Source organism: Arthrobacter silvisoli (genome assembly GCF_003369445.1).
Lineage (GTDB): Bacteria > Actinomycetota > Actinomycetes > Actinomycetales > Micrococcaceae > Arthrobacter > Arthrobacter silvisoli.
Map to the genome: position 1 here is coordinate 59,119 of NZ_QRCU01000062.1, position 24,526 is coordinate 83,644.

Annotated in this window: 22 protein-coding genes and 1 pseudogene; 6 read left to right on the forward strand and 17 right to left on the reverse strand. The window is 65.2% G+C overall.

Going from position 1 to position 24,526, the window contains the following annotated elements; translation table 11 throughout:
- Position 1: 1 nt before the first annotated feature.
- The 3 genes from DWV11_RS14745 to DWV11_RS14755 all read right to left on the reverse strand — a co-directional run bounded on the left by DWV11_RS14745 (position 2) and on the right by DWV11_RS14755 (position 3,037).
- Positions 2-937, reverse strand: a complete 936-nt coding sequence (locus DWV11_RS14745) for a type IV toxin-antitoxin system AbiEi family antitoxin domain-containing protein (protein WP_115789671.1) — start codon at positions 935-937, stop codon at positions 2-4.
- A 154-nt stretch (positions 938-1,091) separates the two neighbouring features.
- Complete coding sequence (locus DWV11_RS14750; RefSeq protein WP_115789672.1) at positions 1,092-2,303, reverse strand: aminotransferase-like domain-containing protein; 1,212 nt, start codon at positions 2,301-2,303, stop codon at positions 1,092-1,094.
- Positions 2,304-2,356: 53 nt separating this feature from the next.
- A complete protein-coding gene (locus DWV11_RS14755; RefSeq protein WP_115789673.1) occupies positions 2,357-3,037 on the reverse strand; it encodes a TetR/AcrR family transcriptional regulator in 681 nt (226 codons plus the stop codon).
- 227 nt (positions 3,038-3,264) lie between these two features.
- Between DWV11_RS14755 and DWV11_RS14760 the strand changes: the two genes are divergently transcribed.
- The 6 genes from DWV11_RS14760 (at position 3,265) to DWV11_RS14785 (ending at position 10,215) form a co-directional block, all read left to right on the forward strand.
- Complete coding sequence (locus tag DWV11_RS14760; protein WP_115789674.1) at positions 3,265-4,215, forward strand: transporter substrate-binding domain-containing protein; 951 nt, start codon at positions 3,265-3,267, stop codon at positions 4,213-4,215.
- Positions 4,212-5,108, forward strand: coding sequence for an amino acid ABC transporter permease (locus DWV11_RS14765; protein WP_115789675.1), 897 nt, complete (start codon positions 4,212-4,214; stop codon positions 5,106-5,108). Before DWV11_RS14760 ends, DWV11_RS14765 begins: the two co-directional genes overlap by 4 nt.
- Before the next feature lie 5 nt (positions 5,109-5,113).
- On the forward strand, positions 5,114-5,872 hold the full coding sequence (locus DWV11_RS14770; RefSeq protein ID WP_115789676.1) for an amino acid ABC transporter ATP-binding protein: 759 nt from the start codon (positions 5,114-5,116) through the stop codon (positions 5,870-5,872).
- 32 nt (positions 5,873-5,904) lie between these two features.
- Positions 5,905-7,494 (forward strand): thiamine pyrophosphate-binding protein, encoded by a 1,590-nt coding sequence (locus tag DWV11_RS14775; RefSeq protein WP_115789677.1) that lies wholly within the window; start codon positions 5,905-5,907, stop codon positions 7,492-7,494.
- Between the two features lie 10 nt (positions 7,495-7,504).
- A complete protein-coding gene (locus tag DWV11_RS14780; RefSeq protein WP_115789678.1) occupies positions 7,505-9,100 on the forward strand; it encodes a zinc-binding metallopeptidase family protein in 1,596 nt (531 codons plus the stop codon).
- 191 nt (positions 9,101-9,291) lie between these two features.
- On the forward strand, positions 9,292-10,215 hold the full coding sequence (locus DWV11_RS14785; RefSeq protein ID WP_115789679.1) for a trypsin-like peptidase domain-containing protein: 924 nt from the start codon (positions 9,292-9,294) through the stop codon (positions 10,213-10,215).
- A 58-nt stretch (positions 10,216-10,273) separates the two neighbouring features.
- On the opposite strand, the gene DWV11_RS14790 is transcribed toward DWV11_RS14785, so the two are convergent.
- The 14 genes and pseudogenes from DWV11_RS14790 to DWV11_RS14850 all read right to left on the reverse strand — a co-directional run bounded on the left by DWV11_RS14790 (position 10,274) and on the right by DWV11_RS14850 (position 24,519).
- Entirely contained in the window at positions 10,274-10,864 is a 591-nt protein-coding gene (locus DWV11_RS14790; protein WP_245953676.1) for a hypothetical protein, read from the reverse strand.
- A gap of 84 nt (positions 10,865-10,948) precedes the next feature.
- Positions 10,949-11,185: a hypothetical protein gene (locus tag DWV11_RS14795; RefSeq protein ID WP_245953678.1), complete on the reverse strand. Its 237-nt coding sequence runs from the start codon at positions 11,183-11,185 to the stop codon at positions 10,949-10,951.
- 501 nt (positions 11,186-11,686) lie between these two features.
- Positions 11,687-12,154, reverse strand: coding sequence for a thioredoxin-dependent thiol peroxidase (gene bcp / locus DWV11_RS14800; protein WP_115789680.1), 468 nt, complete (start codon positions 12,152-12,154; stop codon positions 11,687-11,689).
- A 66-nt stretch (positions 12,155-12,220) separates the two neighbouring features.
- Positions 12,221-12,895 (reverse strand): winged helix-turn-helix domain-containing protein, encoded by a 675-nt coding sequence (locus tag DWV11_RS14805; RefSeq protein WP_115789681.1) that lies wholly within the window; start codon positions 12,893-12,895, stop codon positions 12,221-12,223.
- A gap of 10 nt (positions 12,896-12,905) precedes the next feature.
- Positions 12,906-14,246, reverse strand: coding sequence for an allantoinase AllB (allB, locus tag DWV11_RS14810; protein ID WP_115789682.1), 1,341 nt, complete (start codon positions 14,244-14,246; stop codon positions 12,906-12,908).
- Positions 14,239-15,420: a glycerate kinase gene (locus DWV11_RS14815; protein ID WP_115789683.1), complete on the reverse strand. Its 1,182-nt coding sequence runs from the start codon at positions 15,418-15,420 to the stop codon at positions 14,239-14,241. Before DWV11_RS14815 ends, allB begins: the two co-directional genes overlap by 8 nt.
- A gap of 41 nt (positions 15,421-15,461) precedes the next feature.
- Complete coding sequence (gene gcl, locus DWV11_RS14820) at positions 15,462-17,240, reverse strand: glyoxylate carboligase (RefSeq protein WP_115789684.1); 1,779 nt, start codon at positions 17,238-17,240, stop codon at positions 15,462-15,464.
- Positions 17,241-17,403: 163 nt separating this feature from the next.
- A pseudogene (locus tag DWV11_RS14825) lies at positions 17,404-18,303 on the reverse strand (2-hydroxy-3-oxopropionate reductase); the annotation flags it as partial.
- Positions 18,304-18,348: 45 nt separating this feature from the next.
- Complete coding sequence (locus DWV11_RS14830; protein ID WP_115789686.1) at positions 18,349-19,149, reverse strand: hydroxypyruvate isomerase family protein; 801 nt, start codon at positions 19,147-19,149, stop codon at positions 18,349-18,351.
- 892 nt (positions 19,150-20,041) lie between these two features.
- Positions 20,042-21,625, reverse strand: a complete 1,584-nt coding sequence (locus tag DWV11_RS14835) for an anti-phage dCTP deaminase (RefSeq protein ID WP_115789687.1) — start codon at positions 21,623-21,625, stop codon at positions 20,042-20,044.
- A gap of 345 nt (positions 21,626-21,970) precedes the next feature.
- On the reverse strand, positions 21,971-22,189 hold the full coding sequence (locus tag DWV11_RS20260; RefSeq protein ID WP_210725764.1) for a hypothetical protein: 219 nt from the start codon (positions 22,187-22,189) through the stop codon (positions 21,971-21,973).
- Positions 22,190-22,579: a GntR family transcriptional regulator gene (locus DWV11_RS20420; RefSeq protein WP_342767750.1), complete on the reverse strand. Its 390-nt coding sequence runs from the start codon at positions 22,577-22,579 to the stop codon at positions 22,190-22,192.
- Positions 22,573-22,839: a helix-turn-helix domain-containing protein gene (locus tag DWV11_RS20425; protein ID WP_245953680.1), complete on the reverse strand. Its 267-nt coding sequence runs from the start codon at positions 22,837-22,839 to the stop codon at positions 22,573-22,575. The genes DWV11_RS20420 and DWV11_RS20425 overlap by 7 nt, the downstream gene beginning before the upstream one ends.
- A 462-nt stretch (positions 22,840-23,301) precedes the next feature.
- Entirely contained in the window at positions 23,302-24,519 is a 1,218-nt protein-coding gene (locus tag DWV11_RS14850) for an ROK family transcriptional regulator (RefSeq protein WP_245953681.1), read from the reverse strand.
- Positions 24,520-24,526 lie beyond the last annotated feature (7 nt).

A 24,526-nucleotide genomic window follows, 5' to 3' on the forward strand; every position in this document is an offset into this window, starting at 1 on the left:
CTCAGGAGCGGTGTTTCAGGGCGCGCAGGATGCGGCTCTTGAATTCCTGTTCGCGGAAGAGGTCCTTCCATTGGAGCCGGATGAAGTACCAGCCCTCCTCCATCAGGGCCTTCTCCCGGAGACGTTCCTTGTAGAGCACTTCTTCGGTGGGTTCGTAATCGAAGTACTTGGCCTTGCCGTCGAATTCGAGAGCGACTTTGTTTTCCCTCCAGGCGAAGTCCAGGCGGTGGCGTCCTTCGCGGCTGGTTACTTCGAACTGTAGTTCCGGCATGGGGAGTTTCAGACGGAGCAGCAGTTCCCTGGTAAGGGTTTCCCCGGGTGATTCCGAGCGCGGGTCTGCGTTACCGATGGCCCGGCGGAGGGTTGTGACTCCGGCCCGCCCGGCCAGTTTGGCGCAGGCTTCGCGGAGTTGCTCGACGTCGGCACCCAGCCGTAAAGCGTGATCCACGACGATGAGGGCTTGTTTGTCGTTGAGCATGAGGCAGCAGTCCACGACAGTGCGTTCCAGGGATGTGCAGGGGAGCCCGTCGATCGTCGCGACCTCCTTGCTGCCCAACTCCCGGGTATGCGCCACCACGTCGCTGCCATGCGAAACCGGCGACGGCACGGTGCTTTGCGTGAGGTGGATGCGGTCATCCGCTTTCCAGAGTTTCAGGCGGTGCAGGCGTGCAGCCGTGATGTGGCTGTAGACGAATCCGCCCTTGGACGTGCACAGGGTTCCATGGGAATGGGCGGCTATAAGGAAACGGCTCCGGGCCGGCTTGCCCATCTCTGCCCAGGCGCTGCTCCTGCCGTAACAGCCCCGGCGGAGACGCAGGATTACGCCCGCGGTGACCAGTTGCCTGATGGCAGGCCACGTGAAGCCCGCCTGCAGGAGTTCTTCCGTGCGCCAGAGATTCGCGCCGGATGGTAGCTGGGGTGCCTGACGAGGTGCCATGGATCAAGAATTCGCCCTGGCCCCGAACGGCGCGACCCCGAAACCGCGCTATGTGGAAAGGCCGATTAGACGGTTCCCGCACCACACGATGGAGGCCATCGTCTCATGGTGCGGGAACCGTCTAATCGGCGCAGCAGCCCGTAGAACGCCGTCCCTACAACCCCCGGATCGCCTCGCCCAGGCGACGGACGCCCTCGCTGAGCTGCTCTTCGTCCGCGTAGGAGAAGGCGATGCGGAGCTGGTTGGCGCCGCCGCCGTCGGCGTAGAACGCACTGCCGGGGACGAACACGACGCCGGAGTCGATGGCGGCGGCGAGGACCTGTTCGGTGTCGATCCCCTCAGGCAGGGTCACCCAGGTGAAGAAGCCGCCGGCGGGGGTGGTCCAGTGCGTGCCGTCGGGCATGTGGGCGGCGAGGGCGTCCAGCGTGGCCCGGCAACGGGAGGCGTACACGGAGCTGTAGGCCTCGATCTGTCCGCGCCAGTCGTAGGAGGAGATGTAGTTTTCCACGATCAGCTGGCTCAATACGGAGGGGCAGATGGTGGTCGCTTCGGAGGCGATCTGCAGCCGGCCGCGCACGTCTTCGGGCGCCACCACCCAGCCCACGCGCAGGCCCGGGGCGAAGATCTTGGAAAAGGATCCCAGGTACAGCACGTTGTCCGGGTCCAGGCTGTGCAGGGCGGGGGCGGGCGCGCCGTCGAAGGCCAAAAGCCCGTAGGGGTTGTCCTCCACAATCAGGACGTCCTCGGCCCGGCATACGTCCACCACGCGCTGCCGCCGCTCCAGCGAGAGCGAAATGCCGGAGGGATTGTTGAAGTTGGGGATCGTGTAGAAGAACTTGATGGTCTTGCCCGCTGCCTTGAGCCCGGCGATCAGCTGCTGGAGGTGCTCAGGGTCCACGCCGTCGTCGTCCATGGCAACATGCGCCACTTCGGCCTGGAAACCTTCGAACACACCCAGCGCACCCACATAGGTGGGGCCCTCGGCGATCACCACGTCGCCCGGATCGCAGAACAGCTTGGTGACCAGTTCCAGCGCCATCTGGGAACCGGCGGTGACCTGGATGTTTTCGGGCGCGGCGGAGATTCCCTCGCGCTTCATGACCTGGCAGATCAGGGCCTGAAGTTCCTCGGTCCCGGCACCGGAGCCGTACTGCAGGGCCTCCAGTCCGCGCTCAAGGACTACACCGCGCGCCAGCTCCGCGATCCCCTCCAGCGGCAGGGCGGGCAGGTAGGGGTTGCCGCCGGCCAGCGAAATCATTCCCGGCTGCATGGAGACGTCGAAGACGGCGCGCACGGGGGAGGGCTGGAAGCCGGCGGCGCGGGTGGCCATGTTGGCCAGGTGTGAGGAGGTGGCGGTGACGGTCATGGGAGGTCCTTCGTGACGGGGCCGGACGCGTCGCTGCGGCCGGCTGGGTCGGGTTAGCGTGCGTCCACCAGCTTGGAGCGCTTGTTGCGGATGAATTCTTCGGCGTCGATGCCGAATTCCCGGGCGGCGAAACGGTGCAGCGTGGTGACGAGTTCGTCCGGGGTGGCGGCGTGGACGCCGTTGAGGGCCTGAATGGCCAGGCCGTCGATCGTGGCCACCAGCAGGGTGGCGAGTTCGTTGATGTCGATGGCCGGCTGGAGCAGCTTCTCCTCGGCGGCTTCCTCCAGTGCACGGACGAAGAGGCCGCGCCAGGAGTTCCACACCGAGGCCACGCTTTCGCGGATTTCGGCGTTCTTGTGGGCTGCCGCGTAGATCTGCAACCAGAATCCCCAGGCCTCCTCGAAAGGGGTGTCGCCCTGGATGGCGAAGGTCAGCAGGTCATGCAGGCGTTCCAGGGCGTTGGCACCGCGGTCGTAGATGCGCTGCCATTCGGCCAGGGATTCCTCGATCCGGTACTCCACGGCGGCGCCGATCAACCGCTCGCGGTGCCGGAAGTAGTGCTGGATCATGCCGATGCTGTAGCCGGTGGCCTCGGACAGTTCGGCGAAGGAGCACCCTTCCACGCCGCTGCGCGCAATCACCTGGGAGGCGTGGTGCAGGATGCTTGCCCGGCGCTCGGCCATGGCTTCCGCGGTGACGCTGCGCGTGCGCTTGGCTGCGGTGGTCCCGTTCATGGTGTTGCTTCCTTCATGCGGTTGCTCCTTTTGCTGCTTCCCGACGGCGGTGGTTCCGGCGGTTTCGTTCCCTGCGGGCGCTTTGTGGGCGCTCTTGTTCCGTCTCCACGATGGTGCCACGTCACCCGGCGCGGTTCCGGTGGAAGTCCCTTGACAGGTATTGTGGCTGATCTCACAATAAGTTGAACATATTGTTATTTCAACCCGATGCGAACCGGAGATCCCCCATGATGCTCAAAGGCGTGAAGCGGCCGCTGATTGCAGCAGCCGCCATCAGTTTCCTGGCGCTCACCACCGCTTGCACCAACACCGAAGGCCCCGCACCCGCAGCCAGCAGCGACGGCGCTGCACGCGGAAAGAGCGGGCAGGAACTTGCCCAGGCGGTGCAGGCCGACCCGAAGGTCCAGGAACTGGTTCCGGCCGCCATCAAGTCCAAGGGCAAGCTGACCCTGGTCACGGACCCCACGTACGCGCCCATCGATTTCACCGACGAGAAGGGCAACATCGTGGGCCTGGAACCGGACATGGCACTGGCCGTGGCCAAGAAGATGGGCGTCACCATCGCCATCGAGAAGGGCGACTTCAACGGCATCATCGCGGGCATCGAAGCCAAGCGCTACGACGCCTCCTGGGCGGCCTTCTCCATCACCGAGGAACGCAAGGCCAAGGTCAACATGGTCAGCTTCATGCAGGGCGGCACCTCCGTGATGGTCCGCAAGGGCAACCCGCTGGGCATCAACTCGGAACTGGACCTCTGCGGCAAGACCGTGGCCGCCCAGACCGGCACCACCCAGGCACTGAACGTCCTTCCCGCCTTCGACAAGAAGTGCGTGGACGCCGGCAAAGACAAGCCAACGTCCCTGCTGCTGCCCCAGCAGGACAACGTCAACCAGTCCGTTGCCGCAGGCCGCGCCCAGGCGCTCATTGCGGACAACGCATTGACCGCCTACTACGCCCAGCTGCAGCCGGACGCGTTCACCTCCGTGGACTCGATCCTGGTGGAGCCGTCCCTCTCCGGCGTGGTCAGCACCAAGAACGACGGCGGCCTGGCCAAGGCGTTCCAGGCAGCCATCCAGTCGCTCATGGATGACGGTACCTACGCCGGGATCATGGAGGCCTGGAACCTGAAGTCCGGCATCGTGGAGAAGGCTGAAGTCAACCCGACGGCGGGGTCATGACCGTGACCGGACAAACCGCCGTCGCCGAATCCCGGCCGGACTTCGTGGAACTGGCCTCCCGGCCGGTGCTCAAGCGGAAGCGCCCCGGGCAGCTGATTGCCATGGTGGTGGTGGGGCTGTTCGCGCTGATGGGCGCCTACATCGTCGTCACCAACCCCGGTTTCGGCTGGCCCACCGTGGCCAAGTACCTCTTCGATATGCGGATCCTTAACGGCCTGCTCACCACGATCGAACTCACGGTCATCGCCATGATCCTGGGCTTCGTGATCGGATTGGTGGTTGCCGTGATGAGGATGTCCGAAAACGGGCTGCTCCGGGGCGTGGCCGGGGCCTACATCTGGTTCTTCCGCGGCACTCCGCTGCTGGTGCAGATGCTCTTCTGGGGTTTCGCGGCCGTGCTTTTCCCCACCATCGGGATCGGCATCCCCGGCGGGCCCATGCTGGTGGAATGGAACACCAATGACGTGCTTCCGCTGTTCGTGGCCGGCATCCTGGGCCTGGGCCTGAACGAGGGCGCCTACATGGCTGAGATCGTGCGCGCCGGCCTGATGGGCGTGCCGGCCGGGCAGTCCGAAGCCTCGCACGCCATGGGCTTCAGCCGGATGGAAACCCTGCGCCACGTGGTCATTCCGCAGGCCATGAAGATCATCCTCCCGCCCGTGGGCAACGAGACCATCTCGATGCTCAAGACCACCTCCCTGGTGATCGTGATCGGCGTCGGGGACCTGCTCTACAACGCCCAGCAGATCTATGCCCGCAACCTCGAACAAATCCCGCTGCTGATCGTGGCCAGCCTCTGGTACATCCTGCTCACCACCCTCCTCTCGCTCGTCCAGGCGCGCATCGAGAAGCAGTACTCCCGGGGCAACATGCTCCAGGTACGAAAGGCATAAGCTCCATGTCCGAAGTCCAGTTCCTCAACGTGCACAAGGATTTCTCCGGGGTGGAGGTCCTGAAAGGCATCAACTTCACGGTGCAGGCCGGGCAGGTGGCGTGCCTGATCGGACCCTCCGGTTCCGGCAAGTCCACCCTGCTGCGCTGCGTGAACCACCTGGAGACCACCAGTTCCGGCACCATCCTGGTGGGTGGCCGGATGATCGGCTACGAAGTCCACGGTGACCGGCTCATCGAAGCCCACCAGAAGGACATCAACAAGCGCCGTTCCCGGATCGGCATGGTGTTCCAGTCCTTCAACCTCTTCGGCCACATGACCGCCCTGGAGAACGTGATGATGGGCCCGGTGAAGCTCCTCAAGGTGCCCAAGGCCCAGGCTGAAGCCGAGGCCCGCGAACTGCTGGCCAAGGTGGGCCTCGCGGAGCGCACCGGCCACTACCCGGCACAGCTGTCCGGCGGCCAGCAGCAGCGCGTGGCCATTGCCCGGGCGCTGTCCATGAAGCCGGACCTCATGCTCTTCGATGAACCCACCTCCGCCCTGGACCCCGAGCTGGTGGGCGAAGTACTGGACGTGATGAAGGCCCTGGCCCGCGACGGCATGACCATGATCGTAGTGACCCACGAGATGGGCTTCGCCCGCGAAGTTGCCGATGTTGTGGCGTTCATGGACGGCGGCGTGATCGTCGAGGCCGGCGATCCCCGCGAAATCATCTCCAACCCCCGGCACGAACGCACCCAGGCTTTCCTTTCCAAAGTGCTCTGATTCTCCTGCCCTGATTCTTCCTAAGGACCACCATGACCATCCCCAGCAACAACGTCGGCCTCGCCGTCATGACCACGCTGCGGAACTACGGGATCGACACGATCTTCGGCATTCCCGGCACCCACAACCTCGAGTTCTACCGGCACCTGAAGCCGCTCGGCATCCACCCCGTGACGACCCGCCACGAGCAGGGGGCCGGGTACGGCTCGGACGGCTGGAGCCAGCTCAAGGGACTTCCCGGCGTCGTGATCACCACTTCCGGGCCCGGGCTGCTGAACGCGCTGTCCGCCGCGGCCACCTCCTATTGCGAGTCCCGTCCCATGATCATCCTGTCCCCGGGCGCCCCGCGCGGCAGCGAGCTTTCGGATATCGGCCTGCTGCACGAAACCCGTGACCCCACCGGCGCGGTCCGGGCGCTGATCGGCCGCAGCACCCGGGTGGCCAGCGGCAGCGAAGCCGTTGAGCTCATCCACGAGTCCTTTGCGCTCTTCGCGCACGGCCGCCCGCGGCCGGTCCACATCGAAATCCCGCTGGACGTGCTGGAAGGACCCAGCGACGTACCGGAGAGCGCGCTGGAGGCCCGCCCGCTGGGCGCTCCGAAGCAAGCAGCCGACGACGCCGTTGCCGCCGCCGCGGATATCCTCCGCGGTGCGTCCAACCCGGTGATCCTGGCCGGCGGCGGCTCCCTTGGAACCGGCGGCGCCCTGCTGGATCTCGCCGAGACCCTGCAGGCACCCGTCGTCACCACCATCAACGGCAAGGGCGCCATTCCGGAGTCGCACCCGCTGTCGTTGGGTTCGGAAATCCGGCTCGCCACGGCCCAGGACCTGTGCAGCGGCGCTGACGCCCTGTTGGTGATTGGCTCGAAGGTGGGGCAGTCCGAGCTCTGGGGCGGCAAGCTGGTGCCGCAGGGCAAGTGCATCCGGATCGACGTCGACCCCGGCCAGCTGAGCTGCAACCTCGAGCCGGACGTCGGGCTGGAAGGCAACGCGGCCGCCGTCGTACCCCAACTGCTGGCTGCACTCGAAGGGCATGACCCGGGCACGGCACCTGATCTGAAAGCCCTGTGGCAGCATCTGCGCTCCGAAGCCCGGAACATGGCGCCGGTGTTGTCCCGGATCAACGAGATCCTCGCTGCTGCACTGCCTGCGGACACCGTGGTTGCCGGCGATTCCTCGCAGATCACCTACTTCGGCACCACGTCCTTCTTTCCCATGCAGCACCCACACCAGCTGCTCTACACTCCGGCGTATGCGACGCTCGGCTACGGGCTCCCAGCGGCCATCGGGGCCAAGGTGGCGGCACCGGAACGCCCGGTGGTCTGCCTGCTGGGCGACGGCGCGCTGATGTTCGCGGTGCAGGAATTCATCACGGCCGTCGAACAGGGCGTGGACCTGCCGATCATCTGCATCGACAACGGCGGCTACGGCGAGATCAAGCAGAACATGGCGGACCGGGACCTTGAGGCTGTCGGCGTCGATCTGGTCCAGCCGGACTGGGTGCGGATGGCTGAGGGCTTCGGGCTGGCGGGCTTCGCGGTGGAATCGCTGGACGATCTCGCGGCCACCGTGAAGCGGGCCATGGCCGTCAAAGGACCCAGCCTGGTCCACGTGAGCATTTGAGGGGGCACCCATGACTGAGCTGAAAAAGACCGCCTGGGACTGGGTGGAGCAGCGCCGCGAAGATTTGTCCGCCTGGCACACCACCATCTGGGAACTCGCCGAGCCGGCCTGGCGCGAGTACGAATCCTGCGCCTGGTACGTGAAGACGCTGCGGGAACACGGCTTCACGGTCGAAGAAGGCAGTGCGGGCATGCCCACCGCCTTCGCCGCGGAGTGGACAAGTCCGGCCGGGCCCGGCCCGCGGATCCTGGGCTACGCCGAATACGACGCCATCCCCGGCAACTGCCAGGCGGCCTCCACCAAACGCGAGCCGCGCGCGGGACTGTCCCGCTTCGCTCCGGGCCACACCGATCCGCACTCGGCCCTGGGCATCTCCACGCTGGCCGGTTTCCTCGCCGCCAAGGACGCCATGGAGCGGCACAACATTCCCGGCACGCTCGTCTATACGGGCGAGCCGGCGGAGAAGGTTCAGGGCTCCAAGGTGGTGCACGGCCTGCGCGGCTACTACGACACGCTCGATGCGATCATCTCGTACCACCCCTTCTACATGCTGCCGCTGTGCAACACCGCGCGCTGGGACACGCACTGCGGGGCGTACTACAGCAAGATCTACACCTTCACCTGCGACAACCCGGAGGACTGGAACAACACCTACGGGGACAGCCCCATCCCCTCCTCGCACTCGGCCGCCCGGGCGCCCGGCGCGGACGCGGCCCTGTTCACGATGTTCTCGCTGACCAAGACCACGCAGGACTCAATGCTGCCGCAGGCCGGAGGCTGGTCGCTTTCCGAGGCGATCCTCACCGCGGGGCAGGCGACGGCGGACAACCAGCCCGCGGGCCTGGCCCAGATCCAATACTCCTGGCGCTGCTCTGGGATTGCTGAGGCTGACTCCGTACTCGCCGTGCTGGACCGGAACGCGGAACTGGCCGCGGCCGCGTCGCACTGCACCGTGAGCGCGCGCTGGGTGGCGCGCAACCGCCCCGGCATCGCCAACCACACGCTGGCCCACGTGGCGTGGGAAAACATCGCCGCGGTCGGAGCTCCGGTGCTGGACGAGCGTGCCCGGGAAATCGGCCGCGAGATCCAAGCTTCCTGCGGCGTGGAGCCCATGGAGAACCCCTTCCATCCGGCGACGGCGGAGCTCATCAGCCCGGCCGACGCCGAGGCCGAGTTGCGCCGCCACATCCCGGCCACCCAGCTGAACTGGACCAGCGACGACTACGTGGAAATGACCTGGTACGCGCCCACCATCCGCTTCTATACGGCACGGCCCACGCTGGCGCCATCGCCCGACGGAAAGCCGTACCCGGGCTGGGCCATGACCGCGCTGGGCGGCATTCCGGAAACCATCGACCCCACCATCACCGCCACGGGCAAGATGGTGGCCGGCATGGTGCTGGACCTGCTCACCTCGCCCGGGGTGCTGGCGGAGGCCAAAGCAGAGTTCGACGCCGAGAGGGCCCGCCGCGGGGCCGTGCAGCCACTGCTGCCTGCCGATTTCAGCGCGCCCACGGACTTCCGCTGGCCTGCATACACCGGCGAAGGTCCAGGCCGCGACTGGTGGATCCCGGTGTCCGAGGAGGCGTGGAACAGCGCGGGCTAACGGTCTGTTGCCTTTCAACCGGCCCGGGCCTACCATCCTGTTACGCCTTGTAACGTAATTAAACGGACCGAGTCACGCACGCGGCACAAGCCGTAAACGTGGCTCGGTCCGTCATCGGTTCTTCCTGGCCGGGTCGCGGCACCGCCGGAAGGCATGGGGGTAGCCGCGCTCCTTGGGAGGGCGTTACTGCCGTGAACTCTGTTGAAAACACTCCGAGCGAAGCTGCGCTGATCGAGGCCGTCAAGCCTTGGCTGTCGCGGCCCAACATCGTCGGCCTGGACGTCGGGGAAAAGACCGTCAACGGCCAGCCGACGGACGTGCGCGCCATCGTTGTGCACGTGGTGAAGAAGCTGCCGCTGGCCCAGCTCGGGGCGGAGGACTTCCGGATTCCGGAAGCGTACGCCGCCCACGTCCTGGGCCCGGACGGCGAAGTCCTGGAAGTCACCGTGCCCACCGACGTCGTCGAGGTCGGCCAGCCCAGGCTAGACATCAACAACGAGCGCATCCGGCCCGCCGAGGGCGGGTACCAGATCAGGGCCGAGAACATGAACGGATCCGGGACACTCGGCGTCAACATCGTGTGGGCGTCCAAGTACCGGCTGATGACCAACAACCATGTGATTGCCTGCAACGGCAACGCAGGGGCCGACGTCTATCAGCCGGTCAACGGGGCGAACAACAAGATCGGCGTGGTCAACGGCTTCATCCCCGTGGTGACCTACCCCAATCCCACCGAACCACACCCGCACTACAACACCCAGGACCTGGCCTGGACATACCTCACGCCCGCGGTCGGGTCCCCGGAGATCACCCAGATCGGCGTCCCCAGCGGCGTCCGCGCCCCTGTGGCAGGGGAATCGGTGGTGCTGGTCGGCAAACAGACCGGCACGGTCCGGAAGGCGAAGATCGCCAGCCTGGCCTACGCGACCACAACGCAGTGGCCGGGCCCGGGCAGCTACGCCTGGTTCGACACCTTGATCCGCCTCGACGCCAACGTGACCCAGCCCGGCGACTCGGGATCGGCCTACGTGGCACTCTCCGACGGCAAAGTGGTGGGCATCCACGTGGGCGGAAACGCCGCGTTCTCCTTCGGCTGCCAACTCGCCCCTTACTGAGCAGGCCGTACTGAGCAGACCGGGCTGAGCCGGTCCTGCCGAAACAGCCGAACGCCACTCAGCGGGGAATCTCCTTGGGGTCGCAGCCCGCGGAGGCCACGGGGACGCCCAGCCGGACGTAGGCGGTGCCTTTCGATTCCACCCGCAGGGTGGCGCCGGCAGGGTCGGTGCTCTTGGCGACCACCCAGCCGCCGGGGACGGGGTCCGTTCCGCCGAATGCTTCGAAGCCATGCTTTTCGAGGACCGGATCCGCGGCGGAGAAGACTTCCTGGAACTGCTTCGAAGGTTCCACGATGTCTTTGGCGCTTTGCATTTCCTCCAGGAACAACATGCACGTGCCGTTGCTCAGGCGCTGCATCGTGGCCGGGGAGTGGACGTCCCAGGTGATGCCCGGCAGCTTCTTCTCCAGCGCGGCAACGACGTCGGTCCGCACCGCATCGTACTTGGCGAAACTTTCAGCGACCGGTGCGTGGGTCCCGGCCTCCGGGGTGCCGGACGGCCCGGGGACGGCCGGCGCACTGCAGGCGGCCAGAGCCTGGGCTCCCAGCAGCGGAAGGGCCGCTGACAGCGCCAGGCGGCTCCGACGTCGTCCGCGGAACTGCCGTTCGGAGTGCTGCCGTGCGCGGTTACGGGGTCCTGTACGGTTCATTCGAACACTCTCCTTGGTCCTCAATCTGTCTGATCAGGCGTGGACTCCCGGGTGCGGATCCAGGTGTTCGTCCCGTCCTGCCGCTCAAAGGTCACCGTCGTCACCAAGGCCTCGATAAGGGCCAGGCCGCGTCCGGACCCGGCGTCCTCGGTCCGGCAGTTCGGCGCGCCTGTCGTTGGCGAATGGTTCGCGGGCGTTCTGCGCGCTGACCCGGGCCACGAGGCGGGCCGGGCGGACGCTGATGTCGACCGGGAGCAGGCCGCGGATATCGTCGTGGTCCTCGATGACGACTGCGCGGCCTTGGACCGGAGCGGAAGACATAACACCATTAACTCCCGTCACACGAGGTTTGTCACTTCCGGTCAAAGTGCGGCAGGGCGCCGGCTCCGTTGTGAGCAGAACTCGCGGCCGAGGCACGCCGTCCCTTCCATCTTTGACCATCAGGACCCTGGTGGCGCGATCCGGCAAGGTCACTTGCGGGAGCATCGACCTTCATGCGGTAGTGCACACTCGCTGACGCGGATTGGTAGGAAATCCGTCCGGACGCCAGGGGGTGAACTTCGGCAATGCGCTAATCCAGGCGTTCTAAGGTCGAGCACACACTCAGTACGATTCATGTTCGTGCGGTCCGCCAAATGACCAACACCGAGTACCAGGTTCAGTGGCCGAAGTCCTCAGGCCTTCGACAAATCGCGAGGCCGGGCCAGTGACGACCCTTTGTGAAACGCCAACTGCCCCGGCACGCCGTCATACGACGGCGTGCCGGGGCAGTTGCTGTGCAAAGAAGGTCAGGAACGCCCCCGAGGGACGCGACCGGAAAGGCTAGACGCCCAGTTCTTCCTTCAGGGCGGCGACGTGGCCCTGGGCCTTCACCTGGTACTGGGTGAGGACAACGTTGCCCTCCCCGTTGACCACCACGGTGGAGCGGACCAGGCCGTCGACCACTTCGCCGTCCACCAGCTTCTCGCCCCAGGCGCCGTAGGCCAGTGCCACGGCGTGGTTCTCGTCGGAGAGCAGCGGGAAGGTGAGGGCGAATTCGTCGACGAAGCGGGCGATCTTCTCCGGGGCGTCCGGGGAGATGCCGAGGACTTCGTAGCCGGAGCCCTGGAGGCTGGCGAGGCTGTCGCGGAAGTCGCAGGCTTCCGTGGTGCAACCGGGGGTGGAGGCCTCCGGGTAGAAGTACACGATGACGTTGCGGCCGCGGAAATCGGAGAGCGAAACCTTCTGGCCGTTGGAGTCGAGCAGGGCGAAATCGGGGGCCTGGGTTCCGGCGAGGAGTTTCTGGGTCATGTTGTGATCCTTGACTGGTCGGGTAACCGCCGTGGCCGGCGATCTCTCATACAAATAACGGTCTGCCTAGATGCAGTATTCCGCCGGCCCGCGCACCGTGGACCCGGGTCCGGGCACGAATTGGTAACCGCCACCGCGTACTGTGGCGATGGCGTTGCGGGCTGAGCCCAGCTTGCGCCGGACGCGTCCAACATACACGTCGATCGAGCGGAACGCCGCGCCGGGGCAGTCAAGTGACTCGAGGAAGCGTTGCAATTCTTCACGCGGAATGGGACGGGAAAGGTTCTCCACGAGGTAGCGCAGGAGCTTGTGCTCCATGAACGTGAAGGTGACCGGGACGCCGTCGAGCAGGACGGTGTCCGCCGCCAGATCCACGGCCAGGCTGCTGCGCCGGGCGGACAGGGCGATCGGCTGGGCGACGACGCCGGAGGCGGCGCCGTGCCGCAGGTGCAGCTCGGCCTGGGGCGCCAAACGGCGGGCCCGGGCCAGCACCGCTTCGGCGGCCTTGGCCCAGACCTCGGAGTCGATCTCCTGGCCTTCGGCGGGCTCCACCCAGACGGCCAGGCCGCGGGCTTGGACGCCTGGAGCCAAGCCGGGACGGCCCGGGGCCAAGCCGGGACGGCCCGGGTGTGCGCCGGCCAAGGAACCGGTCAGGGCGCCGGCCAAGGAGCCGGGCCGGTGGCCGGCGCGCAGGGCTTGGCGCGCGCCGGCGGGCGGGAGCGAATGGGCGTTGACGGCCATCGCGTCCGCCTTACACGTTGCCGCGGCGGATCAGCTTTCCGCCGGGGGTCTGGCCGTCCACCACCGAGCCCCGCAGGTAGGTCTTGCGGACGACGCCGGACAGCGCCTTGCCGTCGTACGGCGTGATGGGGTTCTTGTGCTTGAGCTTCTTGACGTCCACCACGAACGCTTCGTCCGCCGCGAACACGGCGAAGTCGGCGTCGTAGCCGAGGGCCAGCTGGCCCTTGTTGGACAGGCGGGCCAAGGCGGCGGGCTTGGCCGACATCCAGGAGACCACCTGCTCGAGGCTGATGCCGCGGTGGCGCGCCTCGCTCCAGATCAGCGACAGGCCCAGCTGCAGGGAGGAGACGCCGCCCCAGGCCACGGCGAAGTCGCCGTTTTCCAGGTCCTTGAGGTCAAGGGTGGAGGGGGAGTGGTCCGAGACGATGCAGTCGATGGTGCCGTCTTCCAGGCCCTTCCACAGCAGCTCGCGGTTGGAGGCCTCGCGGATGGGCGGGCAGCACTTGTAGGCGGTGGCGCCGTCCGGGATTTCCTCGGCCATCAGGGTGAGGTAGTGCGGGCAGGTTTCCACCGTGAGGTTCACGCCGTCGCGCTTGGCCGAAGCGATCATCGGCAGCGCGTCGGAGGAGGACAGGTGCAGGATGTGGGCGCGGGCGCCGGTCCAGCGGGCACGCTCGATGACCTCGGCGATCGCCTTGTTTTCGGCGCCGCGCGGGCGGGAGGCCAGGAAAGTGGCGTAGTGGTCGCCGCCCGGGTGCGGGGCGTGGTCGATCGCGTGGGAGTCCTCGGCGTGGACGATCATGAGCGAGTCGAAGGACTTCAGCTCGCGCATGTCCTCTTCCATCTCGTCCGCGTCCAGGTGCGGGAATTCATCCACACCCGAGTGCAGCAGGAAGCACTTGAAGCCGAACACGCCTTCGTCGTGCAGCGGGCGGAGATCGGCCTTGTTGCCGGGGATCGCGCCGCCCCAGAATCCGACGTCGATGAACGCCTGGTCCTCGGCCACCTCGCGCTTGAGCTTGAGGCCCTCTACGGTGGTGGTGGGCGGGATGGAGTTCAGCGGCATGTCGATGATGGTGGTGACACCGCCGGCTGCTGCGGCGCGGGTGGCGGAGGCGAAGCCTTCCCACTCGGTGCGGCCGGGCTCGTTGACGTGGACGTGGGTGTCCACGAGGCCCGGGATGAGGGTTTCGTCGTCGGCAAGATCGATGACTTCGGCACCGGCAAGGCCGTTACCGAGAGGTTCGATGGCGGCGATCACGCCGTTGCGGACGCCGACTTCGCGGGCGGCGATGCCCGCAGTGGTGAGGATCCGCTTGCCGCGGATGACCAGGTCAAAGCTTTCAGACATTGAGAGACTCCTTCGTGCGGGACGCGGCCGCCAGCTGTTCGCCGATGGTCCGTCCCAGCTTCTCGAGCAAGGTTCCTGCTTCCCTTATACATACTTCGACGTCGGATTCAAGGCTGGTCAGGGGGAGAACCTGCTGGAATCCGGAGTCGTTTTGCTGCTCCTGGCTCAGGGTGGTCCGGCCGCAGACGGCCACCACGGGAACACCCGCGGTTTCCGCCGCACGGGCCACGCCCATGGGGGTTTTGCCGAGCAGGCTTTGTTCGTCCAGGCTGCCTTCGCCGGTGATCACCAGATCGGCGCCTGCCAGTTGTTCGGCGAGGCCGGTGAATTCGAGGACGACGTCGATCCCCGGCCGGCGTGCCGCGCCCAGGACCGCGATGGCGGCGTAGCCCACGCCGCCGGCTGCGCCCGCGCCCGGTGCCTCGGCAGCACGCGGAGCGCGGTCGCCGATTTCTTCGCCGAGGACCTCGACGAAGCGCGCCAGGGCGGCGTCCAGCGCGGTGACATCTTCCGGCGTCGCGCCTTTCTGCGGACCGAACACCGCCGGGGCGCCGAGCGTCCCGAGGAGGGGATTGTCGACGTCGGACGCCAGGACGAAGCGGCTGGCCTCCAGGCGGACGTCCAGGCCGGAGAAGTCGATGCTGGCCAGGCGGGCCAGCGCACCGCCGCCGGGCGGGAGTTCGTTGCCGTCGGCGTCCAGCAGCCGGGCGCCGAGGCCCTGCAGCACGCCGGCGCCGCCGTCGGTGTTCGCACTGCCGCCGACGCCGAGGATGATCTTTCGGCAGCCCAGGTCCAAGGCGGCGCGGATGAGTTCGCCGGTGCCGATGCTGTTGGCTTCCTTGGCCGTTTCCGTAGAGGGACCTTCAGGGAGGAGGGCCAGCCCGGAGGCGGCCGCCATCTCGATGACGGCCTGGTTGCCGCGGACCGCGAAGTCCGCCGTCACCGGTTCGCCCAGTGGCCCGGTGACGGTGGCGCTGCGGCGGGTGAAGCCGGAGCCGACGGCGGCGTCAAGGGTTCCCTCGCCGCCGTCGGCCACTGGAATGAGCGTGGTCTCCACCGTTCCCGCGGCACCCGCGGCGGCGAAACCGGCCGCCAGGCCGTCCGCCACGTGCCGGGCGACCTCGGGCGCGGACAGTGATCCCTTGAACTTGTCCGGGGCGATGACCACACGCATTCCGTACCTCCTTGTACTTTCCTGTTTGGTGCGTTCCGCGATTAGTCCAGCAGGGCGATGATCGCGGTGGGGGCGTCCTCGCCGCGCTCGGCCAGCTCTTCGAACTCGTTCACGCCGTCGATCTCAACGCCCATGGAGATGTTGGTGACCTTCTCCAGGATCACTTCGACCACCACGGGAACCTTGAATTCCTCCATGAGCGCCTTGGCCTTGTCGAAGGCGGCGGGCAGGTCGGAGGGGTTCTCGACGCGCAGGGCCTTGCAGCCCAGGCCTTCGGTGACCTTGACGTGGTCCACGCCGTAGCCGTTGGTTTCGGGGGAGTTGATGTTCTCGAACGCCAGGGACACGTTCTGCTCCATCTGGAAGCCGCGCTGCGACTGGCGGATCAGGCCCAGGTAGGAGTTGTTCACCACCACGTGGATGTACGGCAGGTTGAACTGCGCGCCCACGGCCAGCTCTTCGATCATGAACTGGAAATCGTAGTCACCGGAAAGGGCAACAACGGTCTCGCCCGGCTTGCCGCGCACGACGCCGAGGGCGGCCGGTGCGGTCCAGCCCAGCGGGCCTGCCTGGCCGGCGTTGATCCACTTGCGCGGGCCGAAGACGTGCAGCAGCTGCGCGCCGGCGATCTGCGACAGGCCGATGGTGGTCACGTAGGTGGTGTCCTTGCCGAACGCCTTGTTCATCTCTTCGTAGACTCGCTGCGGCTTGATCGGCACGTTCTCGAAGTGGGTCTTGCGCTGCAGGGAACCCTTGCGCTTGATGCAGTCGGCAACCCAGCCGGAGTAGTCTGGCAGGCTCTTGGCCGCCTGGCGCTCGCGGGCGATTTCCAGGAGGCCGTCCAGCGCGGCGCCGGCGTCGGAGGCGATGCCGAAGTCCGGGGAGAACACGCGGCCGATCTGGGTGGGCTCGATGTCGATGTGCACGAACTTGCGGCCCGCGGTGTAGGTGTCCAGGCCACCGGTGTGGCGGTTGGCCCAGCGGTTGCCGATGCCGATCACGAAGTCGCTCTGCAGGAGCGTTTCGTTGCCGTAGCGGTGGGAGGTCTGCAGGCCCACCATGCCCGCCATCAGCTGGTGGTCGTCCGGGATGGCGCCCCAGCCCATCAGGGTGGGGATGACCGGAACGTTCAGGATCTCGGCCAGTTCCACCAGCTGCGCGGAGGCGCCGGCGTTGATGATGCCGCCACCGGCGACAATCAGCGGACGCTCTGCGGCGGTGAGCATGTCCAGGGCCTTTTCCAGCTGCTTGCGGCTGGCCTTGGGCTTCTCGACGGGGAGCGGCTCGTAGGTGTCGATGTCGAATTCGATTTCGGCCATCTGCACGTCGAAGGGCAGGTCCAGCAGCACCGGGCCCGGGCGGCCGGAGCGCATCAGCTGGAAGGCCTTCTGGAAGGCGCCGGGAACCTGGCCCGGTTCCAGGATGGTCATGGCCATCTTGGTGACCGGCTTGGCGATGGACTCGATGTCCACGGCCTGGAAGTCTTCCTTGTGCAGCTTGGCAACGGGGGCCTGGCCGGTGATGCAGAGCATCGGGATGGAATCGGCCCAGGAGGCGTACAGGCCGGTGATCATGTCGGTGCCGGCGGGGCCGGAGGTGCCGATGCAGACGCCGATGTTGCCGTCCTTGGCGCGGGAGAAACCGTCGGCCATGTGGCTGGCGCCTTCAACGTGGCGGGCCAGGGTGTGGCGGATCCCGCCGTTGGCGCGCATTGCGGAGTAGAAGGGGTTGATTGCCGCGCCGGGCAGGCCGAACGCCTCGATGGCGCCTTCCTTCACCAGGATGGCCACGGCAGCGTCAACGGTGCGCATCTTTGCCATTGTGTGCTCCTAAAGTCTTTGGGTGTGCCCCGTGCGTTCGCGGTTCGGGGCGGGTTTTGGGTGTGTCGGGCTGAGCCGCCGTCGATATTGCGTACGACGGCGGCTGCCCTGGTTGCTTGTGTTTCGCTCCTTGAGGAGCGGGTTGGCTTACTTGCGGCCGGGGTTACTTGCGGCCGGAGAGCTGCAGGACCTGCTTGAAGAGTCCCGAGTGGTCCAGGCCGCCGTCGCCCTGGTTGACAGTGGCGGCGACCAGCTGGGCGACAGCTGCGCCGAGCGGGATGGAGACGTTGGCCTCGCGGGCCGCGGAGGTAACGATGCCCATGTCCTTGTGGTGCAGGGCGAGGCGGAAGCCGGGGTCGAAGTTGCGGTCGAGCATTTTCTGGCCCTTCTGGTCCAGGACCTTGGAGCCGGCCAGGCCGCCGCCGAGGACCTTGAGGGCGGCGTCGGTGTCCACGCCGTAGGCCTCCAGGAAGGCGATGGCTTCGCCGAGGACCTCGATGTTGACGGCCACGATCAGCTGGTTTGCAGCCTTGACGGTCTGGCCGGAGCCGGACGGGCCGACGTGCACGATGGTCTTGCCGACGGCGTTGAGCACGTCCTGGGCAGCGGCGAAGTCTTCAGCGGAACCCCCCACCATGATGGAGAGGACGGCGTCGATGGCGCCCTGCTCGCCGCCGGACACCGGGGCGTCCAGCGGACGGATGCCGGCAGCCTTGGCGGCCTCGGCGAGGCGGACCGCGACGTCGGGGCGGATGGAGGAAGCGTCGATCCACAGGGTGCCCTGCTTGGCGTTGGCGAACACGCCCTCTTCGCCGCTGACTACGCCCTCAACATCGGGGGAGTCCGGCACCATGGTGATGACGACGTCGGCGTCCTTCACGGCGTCGGCAATGCTGCTGGCACCCTTGCCGCCTTCGGAGACGAGCTTGTCGATCTTGTCCTGGCTGCGGTTGAAACCGGTGACGGTGTGGCCGGCCTTGACGAGGTTGATGGCCATGGGCAGGCCCATGATTCCGAGGCCGATGACTGCAACGTTGCTCATTGTTGTTTCTCTTTCTGGAAGTCTTTTTAGCTCAGGTGTGCTGTGTGGCTTTTGCTTGGCAGACGCTTAGCGGGCGGCGCGTTCGCGGATGGCCCAGGCGAAGGCGGTTTCCTGCGGTTCCTTGTACTCGAGGCCGATGTAGCCGTCGTAGCCGAGTTCGCGGCTGCGGGCGATCCATTCGCCGAGCGGGAGTTCGCCGGTGCCGGGGGCGCCGCGGCCGGGGTTGTCGGCGATCTGGATGTGGCCGAAGTCCTTGGCGTGGTTCTCGATCACGGCGGCGACGTCGTCGCCGTTGACTGCCAGGTGGTAGAAGTCAGCCAGCAGCTTGACGTTCCCGACGCCGGACTCTTCCTTCACGCGGGCGATCACCTTCAGTGCGTCTTCCGCGGTGAGGAGCGGGTACTTGGGTGCGCCGCTGACGGGTTCGAGGAGGACGGTGCCGCCGATGCGGGCCACGCCCTGGGCTGCCTTGGCGAGGTTCTCGGCGCCGATGGCGTCCTGCTCTTCGGCGGAGGCGCCGTCAACACGGTTGCCGTAGAGGGCGTTGAAGGCCTTGCAGCGGAGGCGTTCGCCGATGCCGGCGACGACGTCGATGTTGTCCTGGAATTCGGAGGAACGTGCGGGCCAGGAGACCAGGCCGCGGTCGCCGCCGGGCATGTTGCCGGCGTTGAAGTTCAGGCCGGTGAGCTGCACGCCGGCGTCCTTGATGGCGTTTTCGAATTCGGTGACCTGGGCGTCGGTGGGGACGGAGGTGTCGAACGGCCACCAGAACTCGACGGCGTCAAAACCGGCGGCCTTGGCGGCGGCCGGGCGCTCGAGCAGGGGCAGCTCCGTCAGCAGGATGGAGCAGTTCACTGTGTACGTCATCGTAGGTGTCCTTCCGAGGAGGGGCTTTGGATCGTGGTTCCGCTTGGCTTCAGTCTATAGTTTCCGCTTTGTGGAATTTAGATTCTGCTTTATGAAAAGTGTAGGGAAGGAGGGGTGAGGGAGTCAAGGGGAAGGCTGGGTTGGGATACCAAAGCTGCTTGTGCGGCAGGTGGGTGCCTAACCGGGGGGGGCTCACCGTTACGGTTGTAGAACGAATGAGTTCCTGGAGAAGCGCGGCGCCCCCGATTGCGAAGACTCTTCAGTCCATCGAGTATGTGGTGTCGTGCGCAGCCATTGCCGCTCATGAGCGTCTTGTGGGCACCAGCCAGAGGAGGAAGCACTCTTCTGGTGAGAATGACGATGCTTGTTGCCGCTGAACCAGTCGCCGAACGCGGCGCAGCGATGTTCAAGCGAACTTTGTACGGCTTCTTCGTCCTGCGGCGGATGATTCAGATGTCTTCTTAGGGGAGTATGACCATACTGTAGGCGATCCGTTTCCTGTGATCTGTTCCTTGCCTACTGGGGGTGAGTGCAGATTGGGGGAAGACGCTGTCCGCGATAGCGGATCTGTGCCTTCCTTAGGCTTTGCGATGTTTTGCATGTCGTCTTGACAATGCTCGTCATCCAGAGAAACTGGCTTGTTTGAATACTCGCGACGGCGAAAGAACGCGAGGAATCAGACGGAATGAATTTGATTCCTAGTCATACCCGCGCTTGGAAATAGTCGATGATTGGAAGATTATCTCCTGCCAGAATGTGTCAACATGTTTATCCGTCTGCGGGCGGTGAAATCTGCTTTTCGGTCCCTGACCCCTGGACAGCCTGACGGTTGACGTCTTTGGGGTATGTCTCTTGAAGTACTTCAGTAAGCCATTGCAATTCTGAGAGTTTCTCAATGACCTGAACTTCGGATTTGTCCTTCATCGAAACGCTGGCCTCCTCTTTTCGGCTTCAAATTGGCATTGACATTTAACCGCAACGCTTGATGTACCTCCATTTCCCGGGCGACTGCTCCAGATAAAGGGTCGTGTCCAGCGAGGCGCATCCGGGCGTTGAGGCCATTATACTCACCAGAGAGGAATTCTTCTCTATTTATTCGTTCGAAAAGTCTAGGAAAGACGGTCCATGAGGCGCCCCAGAAAGGGCTAACTTCAACTCCCCCAGGCCGTGCCAAGGAATCTGGATACATCTCTGAAGCGAGGGATTTTGAATAGGGGTCAACGTACACAACCCGTCGAATTCCACTCCCGATTATGAGTCGCATGCACATATGGCAGGGAAACGTGGTTGTATAAAGAGTTCCGTCTTGCGTGGATGAGGACGTCCGAGCGGCCTGGGTTATGGCGGACATCTCTGCATGAGATATTCTTCCAAATTCTATTAACGAATTGAACCTCAACTTCTTTAGGTCACCCCTATTTGCGTTCATTATTCGACGGCATTGCTCGTCAAGAGATAGGACTTGAAGTTCGGGAGAGAGCATGTTTCTTCGTGCAAGATAAGACACGAATTCTCTCATAGCACGATTCGTAATGCGTTTATTGAAGTTGTAGCCAAGCCTGAAGTCCCGGCTATCTCCATCATCTCCCTCCCAGTAATTTCCACCACCCGCCCGTGGTACTTCGTTTGTTCCCGTAACGATTATTTCCCCGGCGGGGGTTGTAACTGCGGCGCCGACTTGCCGTCCTGGATCTGAAGAACGGAACGCTGCTGCGTAAGCATGAAACATTCCCTGTTCATCTCGGGTTGGGGTTACGAATGGCTTTCCGAACAAAAGGCCTACAAGTCGGGACGTTTCGTTCTCAATGTCGGCATTCACATTAATGAAGTAGTCAGATAGCGAGTACGTGTCGCGAACGTGTTGTCCGCTTTCGTTTTCGCTATCCATTTGGTCTCGTGTAATAAGACGCATGGCCAGTCCCTGAATATCTGGATCCGTTGGGCGCTCATCCCTTAAGTCGCCGCATAATTTCGTCATTCTTGTAGCTTCGTCCTGCTGGGCGCCGACCAAAATGAATCGGCTTCCGTAGACATGCCGGAGTAGTTCTACTTCCTTTTCATGTTTTAACGTGCGGAGGATCCAGACGTGTCGCGACGATTGATCCTGGGGAATCCTCTGCTTATTTCGCTGAGACCAGATGCTTGCGATCCCAAGTGCGGCGAGGGCGCCGTTGTATTTCAGGCCCGCTCGCAATTCGTCTCCTGAATTCATCAGCTTTTCGGCAGTACATAGGTTGTCAGAAGTCGTTTGGCCCGTACCACCTATCTTGCGGTCGGTGACCAAGAGTCGGCTCAGCCGAATCATCGTGCTTCCATATTGGTATTGTCCGAGCTCCCGTCTGAGATGGAAGAACAGGCTTTCGAGGTCAGTTCCAATCGGCGCCACGATTCCGATAACAATCTCGAAATCCCGTACTTCGGTGTCCTTCCCAGGAAATCCTCTGGGATCCGCGGACGGGGTGGACTCGTTATTCATGGTGTGAGGGTATACGCCTTCCAGCTCCTTGCACAGGATTGTTGGCCGAAGTGTTCTGGCTGCCGAGGCCCGCGGCCTCAGTCTCCGGCAGCCACCGTAGAGACGCGCTAGCTCATTGAGGGGAGAGGCTCTTCACCGTGGAGCGGGGGGCGCGTTCGGCCGGGCCGTTTCCTTGATGTGGCGAATCGCCTCGCGCACTGGCATCACGCTGGTGCCTGCCTGCACCGCCAAGTCCCGGTTTCGCAGGTAGGATTCAGCAAGGTCGCCGTTCAGGTTTCGCCGGAGCGCAAGCCGGGCTGCAGCCTAATGCCCCACTGAGGCCGAGAGCAGAAGCCTCCGAACCCGCTAGCCTTCGCGCTGTCCCGCCAAGGCTTCCTTGATGCGGTTGCGCGCATCCGTGAGGGAGGTGCCGCTGTTGTCGCGGCAGCATCGGCGTCGTTTCTTGCGTGCTGCGGCGAGCAGATCTGCCTGATAACGCCAGAGCGAATCGTCGCCGTCGGCAAGGCGTCCCTGAGCGCCGACGATCTTGTATGCCCGGCATTGGTGCCACAGGGTTTGGATCATCTACAGAAGTATGGGGTTGCCCGATGCGCCATAAAGGATCGAGGGTATGGCTTCGTCGTGGTCAAGGAGTGCGACCACTCGGCCCTCGGTAAATGCCGTGCGCAACAGATCGTACTCGGCCTGCATCCGGTCGCAGTCTTCGGCTGAGATGTTCTGGCTGCCCAGCCGTGCGGCTTGCGGCTCGAGCATGCGCCGCACCTCGTAGACAGGGACGAGTTCCTTGAGGGAAATCTCCTTCACGATGACACCCCTGCGGGGCGCACGTTCGGCCAGGCCGGCCGCTTCCAAGCGGCGGAGCGCCTGGCGAACGGGCATTGTGCTCGTTCCTACCTGTTCGGCGAGCTCCTTGAAACGCAGGGGAGTGCCTGCCGCCAGGTCGCCGTTCAGTATCGCTTCGTGAACGCCGCGATCATGGCGCTGAGCGGTTCGATGCCGGGGAGGGCATGGTGATGATGTCCGGCCTCCCGCTGCGGATGCCGCGCAAGGACTGGACGGCGTCGAGGTCCCGCGTCACCAACCGGGCAGGTCCACCAGTTCCTTGCCCGCCTGCTGAGCACCGTGCGGCGGCCGATCCGGTGGAGCAGCGGGACGCCGAGTTCCTTTTCCAGGCTCGCGATCGTCTGGCTCAGGGACGGCTGCGCGATGAGCAAGTGTTCGGCGGCCCGGCTGGAGTCGTTGTGGTCGACGATGGGCGAGGAAATACTTGAGCTTCCGCGTCAGGCTTCCTTTCCGGCAGGTATCCGGTTCGGCCGGTCCATTTCGTCGAGCAGTTCGGTGGCGGCCTAGGCTCGGTGACGCTTGGATTGGCCGACGGCACGAATCAGTGGACCTCCGGAAGTCTGAATAGCGGAGTCACTGTTTAGACTTTAGTGCTCAAATCTGAACAACGGCTCGACCATCGGCCCGCGCTGGTGCCTGTCGTCGTCGCGCTCTTCCTGGAGGCGACTGCGGCTCTGCGGCAGTATGCTGCCGATTTCTCGGCCGGGAGGCGGCAACATGCGAGTGCATGCAAGAATCGGCAAGTTGCTGCCGATATTGCTTGGAAGGTTCCCTTTGGCCTGCGAGAGCATGCACGAAGCGGCAAAATTTCGTTGATCCGCCGTTTTGGCGCCCTAACGACCCTTCGCCGCAGGACCGGGCAACTCCCTGATCCCCACCGGATCGGCCAGGAACCGGGCGAACACGAGCTCCGCGGCGCCGATCATCATGAGGTCCGATCCCAGCGCGGCGCGGTGGATCCTGATCTTGTCCGCGGTGCCGCCGAGGGCCTGGGTGCGCAGCAGGCCCTCCAGGGTGCCGGGGGAGAGCGAGTGGAGGACGCCCAGGAAGCCGTCGAGCACGATGGTGTCCGGGTTGAAGATGTTGACTGCGTTCCGCAGCGTGATCCCGAGGAAGCCCAGTTGCCGGGCGACTTCGGCGGCCAGTTCCGGGCCGTCCTTGGCGCGCAGCGCTTCCTCGAGCTGCCCGGCGTCGCCGCCTTCCAGTCCGGCCAGTTCAAAAAGGGGGGACTGCGAGACTTCGGTCTCGAGGCAGCCGGTGGCACCGCAGTGGCAGTCCTTGCCGTCAGTGCGTACGAAGGTGTGCCCCAGTTCCCCGGCGTATCCGGTGGAGCCGCGCAGCAGGGCCCCGTCTGCGATGACGCCGCCGCCGATGCCGCTGGCGCCGCCGTTGAGGTAGACCAGGTTGCCGCGGCCGGCGCCGGCTCCGAAGATCAGTTCGGCCTCCGCGCCCAGGGAGGCGTCGTTGTCCGCGAGGCAGGGGTAGCCGGTGGCCTTGCTCATCATCCGGGCCACAGGCTCGTTCCGCCACGCCAGGTGCGGGGCATGGCGGACCACGCCGTCGGCCCGGTTGACCAGGCCGGGTACCGCCATGCCGACGCCGGTGATCCGGTAAGAGGCGTCGAGCTCGGAGCGCATCCCGGCGATGACGGCCGCGGCGATGTTGACGGCTTCCTTGGCCGTGGGAATCCGCTCCGTGGCGAAGCGGATCTTCTTCTGCACCTTGCCGCCCAGGGACACCAACCCGATGGTCACGGCGTCCACTTCCGGATTCACCGCCAGCGCCGCCGTCGAGGGATCGGGCCGGACGTCCGGACTCGGGCGGCCTACCTGTCCTTCGCCCGTCGGGGCGCTTTCGTAGACGAGTCCGAGGGCCACGAGCTGGCCAACCAGCGTTCCCACGGTCGACCTGTTCAGGCCCGTCCTCTTCGTCAGCTCCGCCCGGCTGAGCACGCCGTGGTGGTGGACCAGGGACGAAATCAGGGCCAGGTTGTTCCGGCGCGACGGATCAAGGTCGCCGGCAGGCGCGGCGGGACGGGCTGTTGCGGACATCATCGCG

Bases quoted from the DNA above. Each gene is read 5' to 3' on its own strand.
- DWV11_RS14745 (WP_115789671.1), bottom strand. From the start codon at position 937: ATGGCACCTCGTCAGGCACCCCAGCTACCATCCGGCGCGAATCTCTGG.
- DWV11_RS14750 (WP_115789672.1), bottom strand. From the start codon at position 2,303: ATGACCGTCACCGCCACCTCCTCACACCTGGCCAACATGGCCACCCGC.
- DWV11_RS14755 (WP_115789673.1), bottom strand. From the start codon at position 3,037: ATGAACGGGACCACCGCAGCCAAGCGCACGCGCAGCGTCACCGCGGAA.
- DWV11_RS14760 (WP_115789674.1), top strand. From the start codon at position 3,265: ATGATGCTCAAAGGCGTGAAGCGGCCGCTGATTGCAGCAGCCGCCATC.
- DWV11_RS14765 (WP_115789675.1), top strand. From the start codon at position 4,212: ATGACCGTGACCGGACAAACCGCCGTCGCCGAATCCCGGCCGGACTTC.
- DWV11_RS14770 (WP_115789676.1), top strand. From the start codon at position 5,114: ATGTCCGAAGTCCAGTTCCTCAACGTGCACAAGGATTTCTCCGGGGTG.
- DWV11_RS14775 (WP_115789677.1), top strand. From the start codon at position 5,905: ATGACCATCCCCAGCAACAACGTCGGCCTCGCCGTCATGACCACGCTG.
- DWV11_RS14780 (WP_115789678.1), top strand. From the start codon at position 7,505: ATGACTGAGCTGAAAAAGACCGCCTGGGACTGGGTGGAGCAGCGCCGC.
- DWV11_RS14790 (WP_245953676.1), bottom strand. From the start codon at position 10,864: ATGAACCGTACAGGACCCCGTAACCGCGCACGGCAGCACTCCGAACGG.
- DWV11_RS14795 (WP_245953678.1), bottom strand. From the start codon at position 11,185: ATGTCTTCCGCTCCGGTCCAAGGCCGCGCAGTCGTCATCGAGGACCAC.
- bcp (WP_115789680.1), bottom strand. From the start codon at position 12,154: ATGACCCAGAAACTCCTCGCCGGAACCCAGGCCCCCGATTTCGCCCTG.
- DWV11_RS14805 (WP_115789681.1), bottom strand. From the start codon at position 12,895: ATGGCCGTCAACGCCCATTCGCTCCCGCCCGCCGGCGCGCGCCAAGCC.
- allB (WP_115789682.1), bottom strand. From the start codon at position 14,246: ATGTCTGAAAGCTTTGACCTGGTCATCCGCGGCAAGCGGATCCTCACC.
- DWV11_RS14815 (WP_115789683.1), bottom strand. From the start codon at position 15,420: ATGCGTGTGGTCATCGCCCCGGACAAGTTCAAGGGATCACTGTCCGCG.
- gcl (WP_115789684.1), bottom strand. From the start codon at position 17,240: ATGGCAAAGATGCGCACCGTTGACGCTGCCGTGGCCATCCTGGTGAAG.
- DWV11_RS14830 (WP_115789686.1), bottom strand. From the start codon at position 19,149: ATGACGTACACAGTGAACTGCTCCATCCTGCTGACGGAGCTGCCCCTG.
- DWV11_RS14835 (WP_115789687.1), bottom strand. From the start codon at position 21,625: ATGAATAACGAGTCCACCCCGTCCGCGGATCCCAGAGGATTTCCTGGG.
- DWV11_RS20260 (WP_210725764.1), bottom strand. From the start codon at position 22,189: ATGATCCAAACCCTGTGGCACCAATGCCGGGCATACAAGATCGTCGGC.
- DWV11_RS14850 (WP_245953681.1), bottom strand. From the start codon at position 24,519: ATGTCCGCAACAGCCCGTCCCGCCGCGCCTGCCGGCGACCTTGATCCG.